This is a genomic window from Mycobacterium sp. P4_H6 (assembly GCF_056400845.1).
The window spans coordinates 17,740-37,204 of the sequence record NZ_JBFUKN010000013.1 but is presented as its reverse complement, the minus strand read 5'-3'; the positions used below and the strand labels follow the sequence as shown (position 1 = coordinate 37,204).

The following is a 19,465-nucleotide window of genomic DNA, read 5'->3' as shown; positions in this document are numbered from 1 at the left end:
CCCGGGGTGCTGCCGAGCGTCACGGTATCCGCGGGGACAGGCCCGCGGGGTCCGGTATCCGTTCGGCCGAGATGCGTTGCCGGAACACCCAGTAGGTCCAGCCCTGGTAGACGAGCACCAGCGGGGTGACCAGGACCGCCGCCCAGGTCATGATCTTCAGCGTGTAGGCCGAGGATGACGCGTTGTAGATGGTCAGGCTCCAGGCCGGATCCAGCGACGACGGGATGAGGTTGGGATACAGGCTGCCGAAGATCAGCACCACCACGGCGATCACCACGGCGGCCGTGCAACTGAACGCCAGCCCGTCACCACCGTCGGTGAAAACCAGCATGATCACGCTCAGCTGGCACACCACCGCGAAACCGAGCACCAGCCAGGTCCAGTGGGTGCCGTAGGACAGTTGTGTCCACAGCCCGAAGACCAGCAGTACCGCGGTCACCGGCAGCGCCAGCCGGCGGGAGTAGCGACGGGCGTCGGCGTGCACTGCGCCTTCGGTTTTCAGCGTCACGAACACCGAGCCGTGCAGCAGGAACAGCCCGCACGTCGAGAGCCCGCCCAGGATCGTGTATGGGTTGAGCACGTCGCCGAAGCCCAGCGCGATCTGGTGGTCGGCGTCCACGGGCAGGCCGCGCAGCAGCGCGGCGAAGGTGACGCCCCACAGCACCGCGGGCACCCAGGACCCGACCGCGATGGCGATATCGGCCCGGCGGCGCCAGGTCGGATCGTCGACCTTGCCGCGCCATTCGATGGCGCAGACCCGGACGATCATCGCGACCAGAATGGCCAGCAGCGGTAGGTAGAGGCCGGAGAACATGGTGGCGTACATGCCGGGGAACGCCGCGAACATGGCACCGCCTGCGGTGATCAGCCAAACCTCGTTGCCATCCCAGACCGGGCCGATGGTGTTGAGTACCGCGCGCCGGTGCTTCTCGGAGTCGCCTACGGCTGTCCGGCCGAAGACGGCCATCAGCATGCCGACACCGAAGTCGAAACCCTCCAGCACCAGGAAGCCCACGAACAGCACCGCCAGTGTGACGAACCAGAAAATCTGGAGATTCATGGTGCGCCTCCTAATACGCGAACGAGAGTGGTGCGACCTCGTCCTCGCCGGGCGGGGTCGGTGGGATGGGTTCGGTGTCGTGCTCCAGCGGGCCCTCGACCACATAGCGCCGGATCAGCCAGAACCAGATCACCGCCAGCACGGCATAGATCGCGGTGAAGATGATCAGTGAGGTCAGCACCATGCCCGCGGAATGGTGCGACACACCCTGGGAGACAGTGAGTCGCAGCACCGGATCGCCGGTCGGGTTGGGCGCGACCACCCATGGCTGGCGGCCCATCTCGGTGAACACCCAGCCGGCGCTGTTGGCCAGGAACGGTGTCGGCAGCGTCGCGAGTGCGAACCATGCGAACCACCGCTGCCGGGGTATCCGGCCACCGCGGGTGAGCCACAGCGCGGTCATCGCGAAAAGCATTGGCACCGCGAGGAAGCCGATCATGGCGCGGAACGACCAATAGGTGACGAACAGATTGGGCCGGTAGTCGCCGGGGCCGAACTTCTGCTCGTACTCGGCCTGCAGGTCCTGCACGCCCTGCAGTTCGACGCCATTGAACTTGCCCTCGGCCAGGAACGGCAGCACATAGGGCACCTCGATGAGGTGGGTCACGCTGTCGCAGTTATTGTGCGTGCCGACGGTGAGGACGGAGAAGTCGGGGTCGACCTCGGTGTGGCACAACGATTCGGCCGAGGCCATCTTCATCGGCTGCTGCTGGAACATCAGCTTGCCCTGGACGTCGCCGGTGTAGGCCAGCCCGGCCGCGGCGACGAACGCGACGAGACAGCCCAGGATCGCGGCGGGCCGGTGCATGGTGCGGGCATCGGGGTTGTCCGGGTCGCGCACCATCCACCACGCACAGACGCCCGCGACGAAGGTCCCGGCCACCAGGAATGCGCCGGCCACCGCATGCGGGAAGGCCGCCAGCGCAGTGTTGTTGGTGAACAGTTCGACGATGCTGGTCAGTTCCGCGCGTCCGGTCTCCGGGTTGTACCGCGCACCGACCGGGTGCTGCATGAAGGAGTTCGCGGCGATGATGAAGAACGCCGACGCGTTGACGGCGAACGCGACGATCCAGATACACCCCAGATGGACCAGCTTGGGGAGCCGGGTCCAGCCGAAGATCCACAGGCCCAGGAAGGTCGACTCGAAGAAGAAGGCGACCAGGCCCTCCATGGCCAGCGGTGCGCCGAAGACGTCACCGACGAATCGTGAGTACTCGCTCCAGTTCATCCCGAACTGGAATTCCTGAACGATGCCGGTGGCCACGCCGAGCGCGAAGTTGATCAGGAAGAGCTTGCCGAAGAACCGGGTCAGCCGGTACCAGGCGGTGTTGTCGGTGATGACCCACAACGTCTGGAACACCGCGATGAGCGGTGCCAGGCCGATCGTGAGCGGCACGAAGATGAAGTGGTAGACGGTGGTGATTCCGAACTGCCACCGTGCGACGTCGAGCGCTTCCATGTGCACCAACTTCTCGGCTGCGGATCGAGCTCCATTGCTCGACTACGACAGAGTGTAGTAGTCCCCCTGTCCACATGCCCAGTAATCGTGGCGCGGATTACTCAGCTGGTCGGTGCCGCCACCGCGGGTGCCGGCGGCTCGGCGGGCGGCTCCGCCGGTGTGGTGGGTGTGGTCGGGGAGAGTTTCTTGCCTGCGGACCGGATACCGAAGGCGGTGATGACCTCCATGACACCGATGACGATCAGCCAGATCCCGGTGACCAGCGCCAGTGTGCCGATGGACTCGAAGGGCGAGGCCAGCACCACGATGCCGGCGATCAGGCTGATCACGCCGACGAAGATGTTCCAGCCGCGGCCCGGCAGCGTCGGGTCGCTGATCGCCGACACCGCCGTCGCGACGCCGCGGAAGATGAAGCCGATGCCGATCCAGATGGCCAGCAGCAGTACCGCGTCGAACAGGTGCCGGAACGACAGCACCGCAAGGATCACCGATGCGGCACCGCTGATGAACAGCAACACCCGACCGCCGGCCGACACGTGCAGGCTGAAGGCGAACACCACCTGTGCAATACCGGTCACGAGCAGGTAGGCGCCGAAGAAGATGGCGGCCACCAGGATGGAGATACCCGGCCACGCGACGACGGCGACGCCGAGTCCCACTGCCAGCACACCCGAGATCAGGGTCGACTTCCACAGTTGCGGCAACAAGGTTGGGGGAGCAGCGGTTTGCATGCGGTGAGTGTCGCACAGGCTGGGGCCGGGCGGTCCGGATTCCCGCTCGCTGCGGGTAGCCGGGCAAACCCGCCCATGGCGCGAAACCGCCCGCGACAGTAGCCATGTCCAAGCCCGTGGTACTGATTCCGCAGGCCCGAAGGGTATGCCGGAGTCGCTGCAATTTGATGAGGACTGCCGCGTTCTCCTGCTTCGACGTTACGGCTCCACTACTGTTCCGTTACCGGCGCTGCGCGCTGGGCCATCGGTCGTTAACGTCCTTGGCTGGAGATGTCGACAGACGAGACTGTGACAACTCATACGAGAAAGTAGAGGGATACCGTGTTTGGTGGAATCCAGGACCGGAACAAGCTCTGGCGCATCGCGGCCGTCTTCGCCGCGACCGGCGCCCTGGCGCTGTCCGGCTGTTCGAGCTCGGAGCCGAGCGGTGGTGAAGAGTCGCCGACCGCGGCCGCGCCGGCCGACAAGGTGGAGGAGATCGCGAACACCGTCCCGGAAGCGATCAAGGCTTCGGGCAAACTGATCGTCGGGGTGAACATCCCTTACGCGCCCAACGAGTTCAAGGACGAGGCCGGCAAGATCGTCGGGTTCGACGTCGACCTGATGAACGCCGTCGCCGGCACACTCGGGCTGACCCCGGAATACCGTGAGTCCGATTTCGCGAAGATCATTCCGTCCATCCAGGGCGGAACCTTCAACGTCGGCATGTCGTCGTTCACCGACAGCAAGGAGCGCGAGCAGCAGGTCGACTTCGTCACCTACTTCTCCGCAGGCACCTTGTGGGCGCAGCCGGCGGGCGGCGCCATCGACCCGGAGAACGCCTGCGGGAAGAAGGTCGCGGTGCAGGCGACCACGGTGCAGGAAACCGAAGAGCTTCCCGCGCGCAACACGAAGTGCACCGACGCCGGGCAGCCGCCCATCGAGATCATTCCGTTCGACAGCCAGGACGCGGCCACCAACGCCGTCGTGCTGGGGCAGGCCGACGCGATGTCGGCCGACTCCCCGGTGACGCTGTACGCGATCAAGCAGACCAACGGCAAGCTCGAGCAGGCCGGTGAGACCTTCGACTCCGCGCCCTACGGCTGGCCGGTGGAGAAGGAATCGCCGCTGGCGCAGTCCCTGCTGCAGGCGCTCGAGCACCTGATCGAGTCCGGTAAGTACAAGGAGATCGCCGCGAACTGGGGCCTGGAAGAGGGCATGATCGACAAGCCGGTGATCAACGGCGCGGTTTCCTAGGAGCACGCGACACCTATGAGTGATGCCGGTTCGCCGCCACCGTCCGACACAGCGCAAGCCATCGACGCGGTACCGCTGCGCCATCCCTGGAGGTGGGTGGCGGCGACCGTCATCATCGTCGTGGTCGGCCTCTTCCTCTACGGGGCCGCCACCAATCCGGCCTACGGCTGGTCCACCTTCGCCGAGTACCTGTTCAACGAGCGGATTCTGCTCGGCGTGTTCAACACCCTGCAGCTGACCATCTACGCGATGGTGATCGGCGTCGTGCTGGGGGTGATCCTCACGGTGATGCGGCTGTCGGCGAACCCGGTGCTCAGCGCGGTGGCCTGGGTGTTCCTGTGGATCTTCCGCGGCACCCCGGTGTACGTGCAGCTGGTGTTCTGGGGGCTGATGCCGACGATCTACCAGAAGATCCGGCTGGGCGTGCCGTTCGGCCCGTCGTTCTTCGAGTTCGACCTGCAGAGCCTGTCGTTCCCATTCGCGCTGGCCGTCATCGGTCTGGCGCTCAACGAGGCGGCCTACATGGCCGAGATCGTGCGGGCCGGCATCATGTCGGTGCCGGAGGGACAGCTGGAAGCCTCGACCGCACTGGGCATGTCGTGGGGTCTGGCGATGCGCCGCACCGTGCTGCCGCAGGCGATGCGGGTCATCATCCCGCCCACCGGCAACGAGCTGATCAGCCTGCTCAAGACGACGTCGCTGGTGACCGCGGTGCCCTACGCACTGGACGTCTACGGCATCGCCACCCGGGAGATCGCCGCCCGCATCTTCGAACCGGTGCCGCTGCTCCTGGTGGCGGCGACCTGGTACCTGGTGATCACCAGCGTGCTGATGGTCGGCCAGTTCTACCTGGAGCGCTACTTCTCCCGGGGCGCGTCGCGCAAGCTGACCACCAAGCAACTCGAGGCGCTGGCCAAGGCGCAGATGGGTACCTTGCCGTGACGACACCGGAGCAGGCCGCTCACCCCATGGTGAAGGCCGAACTGGTCTGCAAAGACTTCGGCGCACTCAAGGTGCTCAAGGGCATCACCCTGGAAGTACAGAAGGGGCAGGTGCTGGTGCTCGTCGGGCCGTCGGGTTCCGGCAAGTCGACATTCCTGCGCTGCATCAACCACCTGGAGACCGTCAGTGCCGGCCGACTCTACGTCGACGGGGCACTGGTCGGGTATCACGAGCGCGGCGGCAAACTGCACGAGATGAAGCCGCGCGAGGTCGCCAAACAACGACGCGACGTCGGCATGGTGTTCCAGCACTTCAACCTGTTCCCGCACCGAACCGCACTGGGCAACGTCGTCGAAGCGCCGACCCAGGTCAAGCGACTCAACAAGAAGCAGATGATCGATCGAGGCATGGATCTGCTCGATCAGGTCGGGCTGGCCGACAAGGCGACCGCCTACCCCGCCCAGCTGTCCGGCGGGCAGCAGCAGCGGGTGGCGATCGCACGGGCGCTGGCCATGAGCCCCAAGCTGATGCTGTTCGACGAGCCGACGTCCGCGCTCGATCCCGAACTGGTGGGCGAGGTGCTGGCGGTGATGAAGAAGCTTGCCTCCGAAGGCATGACCATGATCGTGGTGACCCACGAGATGGGCTTCGCGCGTGAGGTCGCCGACGAACTGGTGTTCATGGACGGTGGCGTGGTCGTCGAACGCGGTGAGCCCGTCGAGCTGATGCGCAACCCGCAACACGAGCGGACGAAGGCCTTTCTGTCCAAGGTCATGTAGGCCGTGCCCGCGCACCAGCAGGTCGACCCGGCCGCCCCGCTGTGGCGGGCCGCGCAGGTGTTCCGGCTGCTCAGTTGGACCTATGCGCTCTACTTCCAGGTGTCCAAGAACGCCGAGTTCGAGCGTTCCGCGCTCGGCTGGGTGCTCTTCGGCGTCCTGACCGCGTGGAGCGTGGCCTGCGGGATCGCCTACCTGCGCGGATTCGGCAGGCGCCGGTCCTGGGTGCTGGCCGAGGCCGTGGTGGTGGTCGGGCTGATGGCCAGCACGGTGCTCGTCGCCTCGGAGCACTGGACGCTGGCCAACCAGTCGTGGCCGACCACGCTGTGGGCGACGAACGCGGTGGTGTCTGCGGCGATCCTGGCAGGCCCGGTCGCCGGGATGGGTATGGGCCTGGCGGTGATGGCCACTGCCGCCGCGCTCAAGGGCGCCATCGCGGTGGATCTGGTGCGCAGCCCGACCATTCTCATCGAACTCAGCGTCGGACTGGCGATCGGGATGGCCGCGAACACCGCACGACGCGCCCACGCCGAGGTGGAGAAGGCGGCACGGCTCAGCGCAGCGCTGGCCGAGCGCGAACGGCTGTCCCGCCATGTCCACGACGGGGTGATGCAGGTGCTGGCGATGGTCGCCCGGCGTGGCCGCGAAATAGGCGGTGAGACAGCACAATTGGCCGAAGCAGCTGGCGAGCAGGAGCGTGCGCTACGTCGTCTGCTCAGCGCTGTGGACATCGAACCCGAAGCGGCGGCGGCAGCCGACGGTGACCTCGGACTGCTGTTGCGCAGACACGCCAGCGATCGGGTATCGGTGAGCGTGCCCGCGGCCGCGGTCTACCTCGATCCGCAGGTGGCCGCCGAAGTGGAGGCCGCGACCATCAACGCGCTGACCAATGTCGCGCGCCATGCCGGCCCCGTGGCCCGTGCCTATGTGCTGCTGGAGGATCTCGGCGACGAGGTGGTGGTCAGCATCCGCGACGACGGGCCGGGGATACCGGCGGGCAGACTCGAGGCCGCAATCGGCGAGGGACGGGTGGGTGTGAGCAAATCTATTCAGGGGCGGCTGGCGGCGCTGGGCGGGCGCGCGGAACTGACCGCTCCGGCCGGTGGGGGAACCGAGTGGGAGTTCACGGTGCCGCGATGAGCGACGCGGTGACGACGGTGATGGTGGTCGACGACCATCCCATCTGGCGCGATGCGGTGGCCCGCGATCTCGCCGAGGCGGGCTTCGACGTGGTGGCCACGGCGGACGGTGTCGCATCGGCGCGCCGGCGGGCCGAGGTGGTGCAACCGGGCGTGGTGGTCATGGACATGCAGTTGCCCGACGGCACCGGCGCGCAGGCCACCGTCGAGGTGCTGACGGTGTCATCGTCCTCGCGGATCCTGGTGCTGTCGGCCTCGGACGAGCGTGCCGACGTGCTGGAGGCGGTGAAGGCGGGGGCGACGGGGTATCTGGTCAAGAGTGCATCGAAAACCGAACTGGCCGAAGCGGTCCGGGCGACCGCGGCCGGCCGGGCGGTTTTCACCCCGGGGCTGGCCGGGCTGGTGCTGGGGGAGTACCGGCGCATCGCCCAGCAGCCCGACACGGTCCAGGCCGGCGTTCCGGTGCCGAGTCTGACCGAACGGGAGACCGAGATCCTGCGCCACGTGGCAAAGGGCCTGACGGCCAAGCAGATCGCCGAGCGGCTGTCGCTGAGTCATCGCACCGTGGAAAACCACGTGCAGGCCACCTTTCGCAAGCTCCAGGTCGCCAACCGGGTGGAGGCTACCCGCTATGCGATCGAGCACGGCCTCGACCAGTAGCGGACCACACATTGAGGACACAGCACAGCCGAGTAGTCCTACTCATCTGTTCCGCGCCTCTCATGGGCGACGATGTCAGGCATGACCGAACCCCAGCAGGTGCTCGCGCGGCTGTCCGCCGACTTCGTGACGATGTCGCAGCAGCTGACCCGCGCCTCGGCCGAACTGACTCAGCTGGCCGGGACGCTCGGCGCGTCCGCACCCGCAGCCGCACAGCCCCCGGCGCAGCCGGTGCCGTGGACCTATGCGCAGTACCAGCAGTACTACGCCCAATATCCGCAGGCCCAATATCCGCAGTCCCAGTACCCGCAGAGCCCGTATGCGCACGCTCAATACCCGCAGTCCCAGTACCCGCAGCATGCCCCGGCGCCCCAGCCGTCGGCGGCCGGTACGCCGGTGCCCGGGGCTACCCCGGATGCCGAGGCCGCGAAGCAGCCCTCGCAGAACTGGATCGGTAAGGCGCTGGCCGCGGCCGGTGTGGCGGTGACACTGATCGGTGTCGTGCTGCTGGTGGTGCTCGCCGCTCAGGCCGGTCTGTTGGCCCCGCCCGTCCGGGTGGCCGCCGGGGCCGTGCTCGCCGGTGGCCTTGTCGCGGGCGCACTCTGGCTGTATGCCCGTCCCGGCGGGCGGGTCGGCGCAATCGCGTTGGCGGCCACCGGCATCGGAGGCGCCTATATCGACGTCATCGCCGTCACCACCATCTATCAATGGCTGCCCGCGGTGGCCGGACTGGTGATCTCGGCGATCATCGCCGGCGGCGGTCTGACTCTGGCCCGCCGATGGGATTCCGAGCATCTCGGCCTGTTGGTGCTGATACCGCTGGCGGTGCTGGCACCGGTGGTCGTCGGCGACATCACGCTGCTGCTCATCGGTTTCATGCTGGCACTCTCGGCGGCGACGCTGCCGGTTCAGTTGGGCAAGGACTGGACCTGGATGTACGCCGCGCGCACCGCCGCGGGCAGTGGATGGGTGCTGCTCGCGCTCGTCGGCGCCAGCTTCGGCACCAGCCAGCAGCCGTGGTTGGCCGGCGCCGCCGCCATCGCGGCGCTGCTGGCCGTCGGTTCGGCGCTGATCCTGCTGCCGCACAGCACACATCGGACCGGTCTGGCATTGCTCGCCGCGGCAGGCGCGTTACCCGTGCTCGGGGTCTCGGCGGCGGTCGACCGGGTGCCGGCCGCGCTCATCATCGTGGCCGTCGCGGCGGCACTGCTGGCGGTGTTGCTGCTCGGCGAGAACTGGCCCGGCATGACATCGGCTGTGCGCCAGGTGTGGGCGGCGCTGGCCGCAGTCGCCGTCCTGGTGGCCGTCGCCGTCGCCTTCGACGGTGAAGCGGCCGGACCGGTGCTGCTGGCACTGGCGGTGGTGGTGGCCGTCGCCGGTCGGCACAGTGTGGCGGCGCAGTGCGCAGCGCTGGGCTTCGGCGCCATCGGCAGCATCTACTTCCTGGCGCTGGCCGGGCCCGAGACCCTGACCGACGCTTCGGTGATGGCCACCACCGAAGCGGTCTCGGTGCTGGTGTCCAGTCTGCTGCTGACCGTGTACGCACTGGCGCAGACCTGGTCGCTGAGCCGCGGTCGCGATGCCGATACCGGGCGCGTGCTGATGGCTGTTGCCGCCGTGGTGATCGCCTACGCGGTGACCGTCTTCACGGTGACCGCGGGAGTGCTGATCGGTGGCACCGGCGGTGGGTTCCTGGCCGGGCACATGACCGCGACGATCTGCTGGATCGTGTTGGCGGCCGGGCTGTTCGGATACGCCGCCAGGATCGACCGGGCAGACCGATCCCTGCCCATCGGCGGCGGTATGGCGTTGGTGACCGCGGCGGTGGCCAAGCTCTTCCTCTTCGACCTCGGCACCCTGGACGGCATCTTCCGGGTCGCGGTGTTCATCGTCGTCGGGCTGGTGCTGCTGGGCATGGGTGCGGGATACGCCCGCCTGCTGACCCAGCAGGATCAGCAGCGAAAAGAGCCATAATTCTGGAATGATTCCAGAAAAGCTCTGGTTGGAATAGTCATGACTACCTCAATCACCACCGGAAAGCGTCGTCCCGATACCGATATCCAGGGCTTTCATGCCTCGGCGGAACTGCGGGCGAGTCTGCAGCAGGTCCTCGTCGACATGATCGAACTACACCTGCAGGGCAAGCAGGCGCATTGGAACGTCGTCGGCACCAACTTCCGTGATCTGCACCTGCAGCTCGACGAACTGGTCGACTTCGCCCGCGAGGCCAGCGACACCATCGCCGAACGGATGCGTGCCCTGCACGCCACGGCCGACGGCCGCACCGACATCGTGGCGGCCGCCACCACGCTGCCCCAGTTCCCGCCGTACGAGCACAGCACCGCCGATGTGGTGGAGCTGATCTCCACCCGTGTCTACGCGGCCGTCGACACGCTGCGCGGGGTGCACGACGCGGTGGACGCCGAAGATCCCACCACCGCCGACATCCTGCACCAGCTGATCGACGGGCTGGAGAAGCTGGCCTGGCTGATCAGTTCGGAGAACTACAAGGTGTGATGCCCGCGGCGAGCTCGGCAGGCTTGCGGCCGACGAGGTACCAGGTGTGCATGGGTCCCTTGCCCTTCACCTCGACCTCGCCGCGCTCCTCGAACAGATAACTGCTGTTGATGCGGTCATAGACGTTCTGGGGCACCTGAATGCGCCCCTCCACGTCCGTGCTCTCCATCCGGGAGGCCACATTGACCGCATCACCCCAGACGTCGTAGAAGAACTTGCGTGAGCCGACCACGCCGGCCACGACGGGTCCGGCGGCGATGCCGATCCGCAGCGGCACCTCGCGGCCCTGTTGATCGCGCAGTCCGGCGACGGCGTGGGCCATGTCGAGTGCCAGGCAGGCCAAGGACTCCAGGTGGTCCACGCGGGGATGAGGTACCCCGCTGACCACCATGTAGGAGTCGCCGCTGGTCTTGATCTTCTCCAGGCCGTGCCGGTCGACGAGCCTGTCGAAGTCGGTGTAGAGCTGATTGAGGAAGAACACCAGGTCAGCGGGGTCGGTATCGCTGGCGCGCTTGGTGTAGCCGGCGATGTCGGCGAACAGGATCGAGGCGTCCGCGTACCCGTCGGCGATGATCGAGTCATCCCGATCCTTCAGCCGGGTGGCAATGCTGTCGGGGAGGATGTTGGCCAGCAGCGCCTCGGACTTGGCGAATTCCAGCTTCAGCGCACTTTCCGCGTGGTCGATCCGGCGCATCGCCGACCCCACCACGATGATCATCATCAGGCTTGCTGCGACCACCGTGATGCCGAAGCTGATCCGCATCGCCGACTCCGAATACACCCCGGTGTTGCGCGGGACGAGCCATTCCAGCGCCACCGCCAGGATCGCTCCGGAGGCGGCCAATACCGAGGCGATGACCATGTGGTCGCTGCCTATCACCAGGATGATCAGCGCCGCGCCCACGAAGAAGTAGAACTGCAGACCGCTGTCGGTGCCGAGCTGGCTGCAGACATAGACGGTGAAGGTGTACGCGGCGATGACGAATGCCGTCGCGGCGACCAGTGGGCCGAATCTGTAGAGCAGCGGAGTGGCCATGAAAACCGCTGCGCTGACGAGATTTATCACCCCGATATGCGGTACTTCCGGTATCAGGATCAGCTCGGCGATGCCGTAGATAGCCACGATTCCCGCCGCAATCCGGGTGCTGATGGTCAGCGTCGCCCGTCGCCTGCTGGCCGCATCCGAGTAGTCCCGACGGCCTTCCGGAAGGTCGGGAAGGCACCCGCGGGGCCCCGTGACAGCCACCAACGGAGCGTACTCCCGGACCCCCGCGACGAAGGGCCCGATTTGGCGGATCTGCGCGCGCGACGGGCAGTGCTTGTCCAAAAATTGACGGATGCGTCATGTCCACCGTTCGGTGGACAGGCCCGCATATTAGCTAACGTCTACGTCAATATTCGCTAACCGAAGTCTCGGCGTGTCGTGATCTTGAACCGCCACAGCGAAATCCGTGCTCTCGCCAGCAAACTGCTGTGACTCATGTCACAAGCCGGTCTCGGCCCGATCTCGATCTTGTTCCGGGTTTTCTTTGCCAGTTCCGCATTGAACCGTCTCAATCCGAATGCAACAGTCTCTGACACGAGTTTGCTAGAAATGGCTAATGGTGCGTAACAAAATGGGTCCGAACTGTACTTTCGAGTAAGGTTCGCAATTTGCTGTCACATGGGTTAATTTCATGCGGAGTGCGAGGTCAATGTCCGAACGTCGCATGTCAGAAGGGGAGTCACCATGTGGGACCAGATGCGGAAACCCATCCGGCACGTTGCCGTCAGAGGAATGATCGCTTTGATAGCTGCGGCACTTTTCGCGGCCACAGCAACCCAGCATGTCTTGCCACTGACCAAACAACGGTCCTACAACGTGATGCAGGTCGCGCAGATCGACGAGTCCCCGTCCACCATTGGCATCGCCGACTCGGAGCTGTACCTGTCGACGTCTCTGGCGGAGATAAACGCCAGGTTGGACCTCATGCAGTCACTCGGCGTGACGAATGTCCGGATCATGGTGCCGTGGGCCGGCGTGCAGCCGCTGCACCCGGACACCCCGTTCGGCCTCGGCGCCCCCCGGTGGGACCAGCTCGACATGGTGGTCAACGCCGCCGCCGCCCGCGGGATGGGCATCCTCGGGGTGCTCAACTCGACCCCCATGTGGGCGACGAACAGCACACCCATCAACGGGCAGCCTGCCAACTTCGACCGGTTTGCGGCCTTCGCGAAGTCTGTCGCGCTGCGCTACGGCGACAAGATCTCGGCCTATGAGGTGTGGAACGAGCCCAACTCCATCCAGTTCTGGAACACGCTGGACCCGGTCGCCTACACCGAGATGCTGAAGAAGACCTACACCGCGCTGAAGCAGGCCGCGGCGCAACTCGGCACCGATATCACGGTCATCGGTGGTGTCGTCGGCGCAGGCAAGACCTGGCAGGGCCTGACCATGAACCCCGTCGACTTCGTCCGCAAGATGTACGAAGCGGGCGCCAACGGGTTCTTCGACGCGCTGTCCTTCCACCCGTACAACTTCGAGTGGAAGTTCTCCGTCGGAGAGAACCTGCCGTGGAAAGAGGGCATGCCGCTCTTCCAGCTGAACAAGATTCGCGAACTGATGGACTCCTTCCTCGAAGAGGGCCAGGAGCAGATCAAGATCTGGATCACCGAGTACGGCCTGCCGACCAACAAGGTCTCCGAGGCCACCCAGGCCGCCTTCGTCCGCGACCTCATCGAGTTCTGGCAGACCATGCAGGGTGCCGGTCCGATCTTCCTGTACACGATCAAGGACTGGCTGAACCCGCCCACCAACAACGATGAGGCCAACCTCGGCATCTTCCGTCCGGACGGCACGATGAAGCCGGTCGGGCAGGTCATCAAGGAACTGATCGCCTTCCTGACCAAGCCGCCCACCAACCCGGGCACGGGCCCCGGCACGGGCCCGGGGGCGGGCGCACCCCCGGCCAACCCCCTGGCCGCATTCATGAAGGCGATCTCGAAGGCCTTCACGGGAATGTTCAACGTGTTCCCGAACCTGTTCACCGCCTTCGGTTCGATCTTCTCCAACCTGCTCGGCGGCATCTTCGGTAAGAAGGCGACGACGGCCAAGACCACGGCATTGAGCGCCAGGACCGCCAGTGCCGGTGTGGACGGGGTCCAGGAGGGCCTTCCGACTGCCGGCGCCGAAGGAGTCGAGACAGTCGCGGACGAATCCGGTCAGGTTATCGAAACCGCCTCTGAGGCAGAACAATCCGTCAAGGGTGTGCAGTCGGTGCAGCAGGTCCGGGAAGCCGGGGCCGAAACAGTGGTCACCGAGGAGCTGCCCGTCGCCGAGGTGCCGGTCACCGAGGAGGAGACCGTGGAGGCACCTGTCACCGAAGAGGTTCCGGTGGAGGACGTGACGGAGACCGAAGAGACGGTCAGCGAACCGGCCGAGGAGACCACGGATTCCGCCGAGACGGTGGGCGAGACGGTCACCGACGAAGCCGAGGCCGCCGAGACGGTGTCTCCCAAGGACGCCACGTCACTGGCCGGCAGCCACGACCTGGCAACCGCAGAGTCCACGGACACCGTGGCTCCGGAGGTCCGTCAGGCCGTGGTGCCCAACCTGAAGTCGCGCCAGACGTTGAGCTCGCGCACTCCGCGGGGTCCTCGTCACGCGGTACGGGCCGGCAGCGAGAGCGGCCAGAGCGGGTCCACGCCAACGCGTGAGCGCGCCGGGGCCGGGTCGCCGTCGGGTGGCGACCGCTAGGACTCGCGAGGGGGCGAGGAACTGCCGCTGTGGGAACTCGGACATTCCCACAGCGGCAGATCCGCGTCTGGGGCCGATCACCCGTGCAGGTCGCGGTAGGCGCCGACGGCACCGGGATGCAGTGGTATCGCGCCGGTCTGGATCATCGAGGGCGCGTCGAGGTACTGCAACCCGCGCACATACGGCGGCACCAGGTGCGGCGATTCGGTCGCGATGACGTTCACCATCGCGGCCACCAGGTCCTCGGCGATCTGCCTGCGGCACAGCAGCAGGTTGGGCACGCCGATGGAGCGAATGCCCGGTGGCACATAGCCTCCGGCGGGTACCCGCCGGACCGCATACGGGTAGGAGGAGATCCGGCTCATCGGTGCGGCCAGCGCGCCGATGTCCAGAACCCGCAGCCGCAGTTGGGTATTGAGCTCCGCGACCGCCGGCGTGGGTACCCCGCCCGACCACACCAGGGCCTCGATGCCGTCGCCGGCCAGCTGCGACAGCGCCTCCCGCAACCGGAGCCAGGAGATCTGGACGTCGCCGGCCAGACCGGCCGCGTCGAACAGCACCGCGCTGGTCGCCGCGCCACCGGAACGGGCCGCACCGAACGAGACACGCCTTCCGCGCAGCTCTGACACGTGGTGCACACCGACCGAATCCCGCACGATGACCTGCAGGTAGTTCTCGTACACCCGGGCGACGGCGACGGGTTCCGAGTCGGTCGGGCCGGTGACCCGGTCCCGTTCGGCGACATCGGCCAGCGCCAGGCCGGCATCGACGTCTCCCGAGCGCAACAGCGCCAGGTTCTCCACGGTGCCCTCGGTGGGTACGACCTCGACCTCGACATCCGGGAACCGGGCTTGCACCCGGGCGGCGAGCAACTCGGCGAAGGCCAGATACATTCCGCCCGGATCGCCGGCGGCCAGGCGCAGGTGCCCGTGCGGTGCGCCCCGGAAACTGCACGCGGCAACGGTTGCCGTTGCGGCGAGAAGGAAGGTGCGACGACTCAGCACGACGGGAGTCCCGCCGAAGGCAGGCGGAACCGGATGAGCAGTCCGCCCTCCGGGGCCTGCTCCACCGAGATGGTGCCGCCGTGGCCCGCAGCGATTTCGGCGGCGATCGCCAGTCCCAGCCCGGTGCCCGCGCTGTCGTCACGGCCGCGCCAGAAACGTGCGGAGGCCCGCGCGCGATCCTCCTCGGGCAGCCCGCAGCCGTCATCGCTGATGATCAGGTCGACGGCGTCCTCGGCGGAAGCGGTGGACACGGTGACGATGGCGCCGTCGCCGGCATAACGCAGCGCATTGTCCACAGCGACATCGAGAAGCTGCTCGACCTCGTGGCGGGAAACCTGCACCTGCGCACCGGAACTCACTGGGTCTGAACGCAACTGCTGCCCGTGTCGTGCCGCGACCGGCTCCCAGAACGCGCGGCGTTCGGCGATCACGTCGTCGAGATCGGTGCGTTCCTCGGCCGTGCTGGCCAGACCCACCTGTCGGCTCCCGCTGACCTGCTCGGCGCGGGCCAACCGCATCAGCTGCTGCAACAGATTCTCGAACCGGTCGAGTTGGGCGGTCAGCGAGTTGTAGGTGGTCAGCCCCTCCTCGGCCACATAGGTTTCCAGGGTGTCCGCGCGCAACCGGACGGCGGCCAGCGGATTGCGCAACTGGTGCGAGGCATCGGCGACCAGCCGCCGTTGCCGGTCCAGCGAGGCCCGCACGACCTGTGCCATCGCGTTGAAAGCCGCGGTGAAGTGCCGCAATTCCGGTGGTCCGGTCACATCGGCCGGCTTGGATCCCGTCGCTTCGCTCGCCCAGGAAGGACCGGAAACATCCGCTGTCATCTCGGCCACCGCCCGCTCCAAACCGGTGATCGGACGTAACACCCAGCGGGTGAGCATCCGGGCGGCCACCACCGCCGCGGCAAGAATGGCCAGCCCGCCCGCGGCCAGCCATACCCAGCCCGCCGCGATATCGCGGACCGCCTCGGACGAGTCCACCCCGAGCACGACGGCGCCGACCACTTCGCCGTCGCGCCGGATTGCCGCGGTGGCCAGCAGCCGGTGTTCGTCCCAGGGCCGGAGGGCGTTCCAGCGCAATGCCGGGGCATCGACGAGGGCACGGCCGGCCGCCGTCGCGACGTCCGGATCGGCTGGGTCGAGGCCGTCGGCGGCCAGCGTCCGGCCATCGGAGTCGGTGACGAGCAGGCTCTCGCCGTAGACCTGTCGATACCGCTGGACCAGGGCCTGCAACGGGGCTTCCGGAGCGGCGGCGGCCTCCGCCAGCGCTGCCAACTGGCGATGGCGTTCGGTCGCCAGCCCATCGGTGCGGCGATCCGCCAGCGTCAGCGCCAACGGGATCGCGAGCGCCGCGATCACCATCAGCAACAGCACCACCAGCACGGCGCGAACCCGGGGCCCCATCAGGGATCCAGCCGAAAACCGAATCCGCGCACCGTCTGCAGGGGGAGACCGGTGAGCTTCGCTCTGATCTGCCCGACGAAGAAATCCAGCGAACGCGACCGTCCGACGACGGCCGTGCCCCACACCTCGAGCATGAGCTCTTCACGGCTGACGGCCTCACCCTGCCGGTTGGCCAGGGTGCTCAGCAGTTGGAACTCGGTGCGGGTGAGGGTCTGCGGAATGCTGTTCAACGTGACCTCGCGGCGTTCCCTGTCGATGCTGACCGGTCCGGCCAGCACCGGGCCGGCCGGTGTCGCGGTTTCGCCCACGCCACGGCGCATCCGGCGCATGACCGCGTCGATCCGCGCCAACAGCACCGCCTTGCGCACCGGCTTGACCAGATAGTCGTCGGCGCCCGCACGCAATCCCAGCACCACGGCGCCGTCACTGTCCCTGGCCGTCATGATGATGACCGGGACCGAGGACGCGCGTCGCAGGGTGCGCAACACGTCCAGACCGTCCATATCGGGCAAGCCGAGGTCGAGCAGGACCAGATCGCAGTCCTTCACCCGGTGCAGTGCGTCGGAGCCCCGGCCGGCACACGTCACGTCGGCGCCGGTCTGGCCGAGAAGCTCGGTCAGTGCCGACGCAACGCCCTCGTCGTCTTCGACGAGCAGGACTTTCATGGAGCTGATGGTAGGACCCCTCCCGGTCGCTATCGCGGGGGATGGCGGTGCAGTCCGGCCGCAGCGGTCTTGATGTATTCGACCCTGTCGGCCGCGATACCCCAGGGCTCGGCGACGCCGACCTGGGTGTCCAGATCCCAGAGCACGCATCGCTCACCGGGGTCGGCGACCAATTCCCAGGCGATCACGGTGCGCCGCAGTTGTTCATCCATCGGCTCGGTCGCCGCCGTACTGCCCGCGGGCGCGCCACCGGCCGGATGGTGATGCATGAACTGCCCGTAGGCCTCGTAGCAGAACGCCTGATACCGGGCCGTGCACAGAATCAGGCCGTGCCAGGCCTCGTCGACCGCATGCGACGGCATCCCGATATGCTCGTTGTCGCGCAAAGCTGCTGCGCAGCAACGCAACCACTGACGCAGGCCGAGCTCGACGAGCTCCCGCGGCTGCCACGGGCAGGTCTTGTACACCGCGGGCGGAAGTTCGAGTCCGGCCACCGCGGCGCGCGACCGGGCGAAATCGGCGTCCCGTGAACGGCGACGCGGCAACCATCGTCGCGGATGTGGTGATCGCATGGCTCCAACCTGCCCGTCTGTGTTGGGTCAATCATGTGACCCACACCACGACAAGCGGAAGAGGCGGCTCCGCGTTTCAGTCTGTTTCTTGCACGATCCTCAGATTGAATCGCTCCCGGAATCCGGTGCGGAGCCGGCATCCGGCGCCGATGACGACGGCGAGTCACCCGGCTCCGCCGTCGCGTCGGAATCCTCCGTCGGGGACCGATCATCCGCCGGTTCGTGCGGGTCGTCCTCGTCGGTGTCGACATCGGCCATGCCCACCGGCCGCTCGGGTCCGTCCTCTTCTTCGGGTGCGGGGGAGTCGGGTGCCGCCTCGTTGCCGCTGTCCCGATCGCTGTCCGTGGTGTCGTGACTATCGTCCCTATCCCGCTCTGCGGCAGTGCCTTCGGAATCATTGCCGGCGTTCACCGGTTCCGGTTCGGGCGGCGGATCGGTGTCGGCCGGGCCATCGTCGGTGTCGGTCTGCCCCGGCGAGCCCTTGGGCAGGAAGCCGCTGCGGTCGTAATCCTGATCGATGATGGCACGAAGCCGGGCGTCGAGCGCCTCGACCTGCTGCAGCAGGTCGGCCTGACCGGTGAGCAGCCGCCATGCTTCGGCCGTGTCGTAGAGGGATTGCAGCATCGGCAGCTGTTTTGTCGGAACCAGCACATAGGTGGTGTTACCCACCACCTTGACCAGGTTGTCCGGATCGTCCATGTCGACGTCTCCGTAGATCGGGTGAACGACGAGGAAGGCCACCAGGTTGTTCCACACGGTCAGGGCATTCGGGTCATTCACCGGACGATCGGCGAAGAAGTCGTATTCGCGAGTGACATTGACTGTCTCGTACTGGCTTTCGGGTGTGGCTCCGGCGAAGGTGATGCGGAAGAACGGTTCGTAGCCACCCGGGTTCTGCGCCGAGGCGCCACCGCCCGCGGTGGCGGGATTGCCGATCATCAMGATGATCAGGTCCTCGGCGGCGGGCGCGGTGGTGGCGTCGGCGATGAACTGCGCGAGCAGTTGGGTGACTGAGAGGCAGCCCTGACTTTCGCAGGCGATGATCTTTCTTCCGGAGATCGACTCGATCGCGCGGAGCAGGCCGGCGGCACCTTCGGCGACCGATTCCCCCATGGGCATACCGATGAAACCCAGCGACGCCGGGTACTGCACCACCACGGTGTCGGTCACCGGGTCGTCGGCGAAGGCGTGCGTGGCCGGCCATTGCCGCAGCGCGGTCACCGGAGCGTTGTCCCAGGATCCGGTCGCACCGATGGAGATTAACGTGCTGGCCTGAGCCGAGACGGGGGCCACCAGGGACAGCGACATCGCCGCGGCCGCCACCGGACCCAGCCAGTGCTGGGGCGCGTTCGGGCGCTCGGGCGCTGCGCGATGGCGCCCGGAGCCCTGCTGCGCGGAACGGATGCGGGCCTGACTTCGACGGTGATGGGCGCCCATGGGCAGTGTGGTCTCCGATACTGGCCAGAGTTCGCCGTGACCCGAATGGCGAACTATTGACGCCCCCGTCAGGATTCCTATCACATGCTCGTGGTCTGCAAAACTGGAGCAGGCAAGGTCATCCG

The 19,465-nt window shown here is 66.9% G+C and carries 17 protein-coding genes; 8 read left to right on the top strand and 9 right to left on the bottom strand.

All coding sequences use genetic code 11. The features are described from left to right. Positions 1-19: 19 nt before the first annotated feature. The 3 genes from cydB to AC1DTF_RS07715 form a co-directional block, all read right to left on the bottom strand. Positions 20-1,060, bottom strand: a complete 1,041-nt coding sequence (cydB, locus tag AC1DTF_RS07725) for a cytochrome d ubiquinol oxidase subunit II (protein WP_477473649.1) — start codon at positions 1,058-1,060, stop codon at positions 20-22. Positions 1,061-1,070: 10 nt separating this feature from the next. After that, positions 1,071-2,519, bottom strand: a complete 1,449-nt coding sequence (locus tag AC1DTF_RS07720) for a cytochrome ubiquinol oxidase subunit I (RefSeq protein WP_477473648.1) — start codon at positions 2,517-2,519, stop codon at positions 1,071-1,073. 101 nt (positions 2,520-2,620) lie between these two features. Continuing rightward, positions 2,621-3,250: an HdeD family acid-resistance protein gene (locus AC1DTF_RS07715; RefSeq protein ID WP_162264203.1), complete on the bottom strand. Its 630-nt coding sequence runs from the start codon at positions 3,248-3,250 to the stop codon at positions 2,621-2,623. A gap of 321 nt (positions 3,251-3,571) precedes the next feature. Between AC1DTF_RS07715 and AC1DTF_RS07710 the strand changes: the two genes are divergently transcribed. The 7 genes from AC1DTF_RS07710 (at position 3,572) to AC1DTF_RS07680 (ending at position 10,520) form a co-directional block, all read left to right on the top strand. After that, complete coding sequence (locus tag AC1DTF_RS07710; protein ID WP_477473647.1) at positions 3,572-4,486, top strand: ABC transporter substrate-binding protein; 915 nt, start codon at positions 3,572-3,574, stop codon at positions 4,484-4,486. 15 nt (positions 4,487-4,501) lie between these two features. Beyond that, positions 4,502-5,428, top strand: coding sequence for an amino acid ABC transporter permease (locus AC1DTF_RS07705; protein WP_477473646.1), 927 nt, complete (start codon positions 4,502-4,504; stop codon positions 5,426-5,428). Positions 5,429-5,454: 26 nt separating this feature from the next. After that, on the top strand, positions 5,455-6,207 hold the full coding sequence (locus AC1DTF_RS07700) for an amino acid ABC transporter ATP-binding protein (RefSeq protein ID WP_477473674.1): 753 nt from the start codon (positions 5,455-5,457) through the stop codon (positions 6,205-6,207). A 3-nt stretch (positions 6,208-6,210) separates the two neighbouring features. After that, the gene (macS, locus tag AC1DTF_RS07695) at positions 6,211-7,344 is read left to right on the top strand and encodes a MacS family sensor histidine kinase (protein WP_477473645.1); all 1,134 of its coding nucleotides are present in this window, start codon (positions 6,211-6,213) and stop codon (positions 7,342-7,344) included. Beyond that, positions 7,341-8,003 (top strand): response regulator, encoded by a 663-nt coding sequence (locus AC1DTF_RS07690; RefSeq protein WP_477473644.1) that lies wholly within the window; start codon positions 7,341-7,343, stop codon positions 8,001-8,003. Before macS ends, AC1DTF_RS07690 begins: the two co-directional genes overlap by 4 nt. Positions 8,004-8,084: 81 nt before the next feature. Continuing rightward, positions 8,085-9,977 carry a DUF2339 domain-containing protein gene (locus tag AC1DTF_RS07685; protein WP_477473643.1) on the top strand — a complete coding sequence of 631 codons (1,893 nt, stop codon included), beginning with the start codon at positions 8,085-8,087 and terminating at the stop codon, positions 9,975-9,977. A 39-nt stretch (positions 9,978-10,016) separates the two neighbouring features. Then, positions 10,017-10,520, top strand: coding sequence for a Dps family protein (locus AC1DTF_RS07680; protein ID WP_477473642.1), 504 nt, complete (start codon positions 10,017-10,019; stop codon positions 10,518-10,520). On the opposite strand, the gene AC1DTF_RS07675 is transcribed toward AC1DTF_RS07680, so the two are convergent. Then, positions 10,495-11,766 carry an adenylate/guanylate cyclase domain-containing protein gene (locus tag AC1DTF_RS07675; RefSeq protein WP_057166690.1) on the bottom strand — a complete coding sequence of 424 codons (1,272 nt, stop codon included), beginning with the start codon at positions 11,764-11,766 and terminating at the stop codon, positions 10,495-10,497. The two genes, AC1DTF_RS07680 and AC1DTF_RS07675, sit on opposite strands and share 26 nt — an antisense overlap. Before the next feature lie 531 nt (positions 11,767-12,297). Here AC1DTF_RS07675 and AC1DTF_RS07670 point away from each other — a divergent pair. After that, on the top strand, positions 12,298-14,256 hold the full coding sequence (locus AC1DTF_RS07670; protein ID WP_477473641.1) for a cellulase family glycosylhydrolase: 1,959 nt from the start codon (positions 12,298-12,300) through the stop codon (positions 14,254-14,256). Between the two features lie 77 nt (positions 14,257-14,333). Here the strand turns inward: AC1DTF_RS07670 and AC1DTF_RS07665 are convergent, their stop codons facing one another. The 5 genes from AC1DTF_RS07665 to AC1DTF_RS07645 form a co-directional block, all read right to left on the bottom strand. Next, positions 14,334-15,260 (bottom strand): TAXI family TRAP transporter solute-binding subunit, encoded by a 927-nt coding sequence (locus AC1DTF_RS07665; RefSeq protein WP_477473640.1) that lies wholly within the window; start codon positions 15,258-15,260, stop codon positions 14,334-14,336. Then, positions 15,254-16,666, bottom strand: coding sequence for a sensor histidine kinase (locus AC1DTF_RS07660; protein ID WP_477473639.1), 1,413 nt, complete (start codon positions 16,664-16,666; stop codon positions 15,254-15,256). Before AC1DTF_RS07660 ends, AC1DTF_RS07665 begins: the two co-directional genes overlap by 7 nt. Next, positions 16,666-17,331: a response regulator transcription factor gene (locus AC1DTF_RS07655; RefSeq protein WP_057166588.1), complete on the bottom strand. Its 666-nt coding sequence runs from the start codon at positions 17,329-17,331 to the stop codon at positions 16,666-16,668. Before AC1DTF_RS07655 ends, AC1DTF_RS07660 begins: the two co-directional genes overlap by 1 nt. A 29-nt stretch (positions 17,332-17,360) precedes the next feature. Continuing rightward, positions 17,361-17,903, bottom strand: coding sequence for a glycine-rich domain-containing protein (locus AC1DTF_RS07650; RefSeq protein ID WP_477473638.1), 543 nt, complete (start codon positions 17,901-17,903; stop codon positions 17,361-17,363). A 99-nt stretch (positions 17,904-18,002) separates the two neighbouring features. Further along, positions 18,003-19,340, bottom strand: coding sequence for a PE-PPE domain-containing protein (locus tag AC1DTF_RS07645; RefSeq protein WP_477473637.1), 1,338 nt, complete (start codon positions 19,338-19,340; stop codon positions 18,003-18,005). Positions 19,341-19,465: the final 125 nt, after the last annotated feature.

Coding starts and splice junctions, on each gene's coding strand:
- AC1DTF_RS07720 (WP_477473648.1), bottom strand. CDS start 2,519: ATGGAAGCGCTCGACGTCGCACGGTGGCAGTTCGGAATCACCACCGTC.
- AC1DTF_RS07715 (WP_162264203.1), bottom strand. CDS start 3,250: ATGCAAACCGCTGCTCCCCCAACCTTGTTGCCGCAACTGTGGAAGTCG.
- AC1DTF_RS07680 (WP_477473642.1), top strand. CDS start 10,017: ATGACTACCTCAATCACCACCGGAAAGCGTCGTCCCGATACCGATATC.
- AC1DTF_RS07685 (WP_477473643.1), top strand. CDS start 8,085: ATGACCGAACCCCAGCAGGTGCTCGCGCGGCTGTCCGCCGACTTCGTG.
- AC1DTF_RS07655 (WP_057166588.1), bottom strand. CDS start 17,331: ATGAAAGTCCTGCTCGTCGAAGACGACGAGGGCGTTGCGTCGGCACTG.
- AC1DTF_RS07705 (WP_477473646.1), top strand. CDS start 4,502: ATGAGTGATGCCGGTTCGCCGCCACCGTCCGACACAGCGCAAGCCATC.
- AC1DTF_RS07700 (WP_477473674.1), top strand. CDS start 5,455: ATGGTGAAGGCCGAACTGGTCTGCAAAGACTTCGGCGCACTCAAGGTG.
- AC1DTF_RS07660 (WP_477473639.1), bottom strand. CDS start 16,666: ATGGGGCCCCGGGTTCGCGCCGTGCTGGTGGTGCTGTTGCTGATGGTG.
- AC1DTF_RS07670 (WP_477473641.1), top strand. CDS start 12,298: ATGATCGCTTTGATAGCTGCGGCACTTTTCGCGGCCACAGCAACCCAG.
- AC1DTF_RS07690 (WP_477473644.1), top strand. CDS start 7,341: ATGAGCGACGCGGTGACGACGGTGATGGTGGTCGACGACCATCCCATC.
- AC1DTF_RS07650 (WP_477473638.1), bottom strand. CDS start 17,903: ATGCGATCACCACATCCGCGACGATGGTTGCCGCGTCGCCGTTCACGG.
- cydB (WP_477473649.1), bottom strand. CDS start 1,060: ATGAATCTCCAGATTTTCTGGTTCGTCACACTGGCGGTGCTGTTCGTG.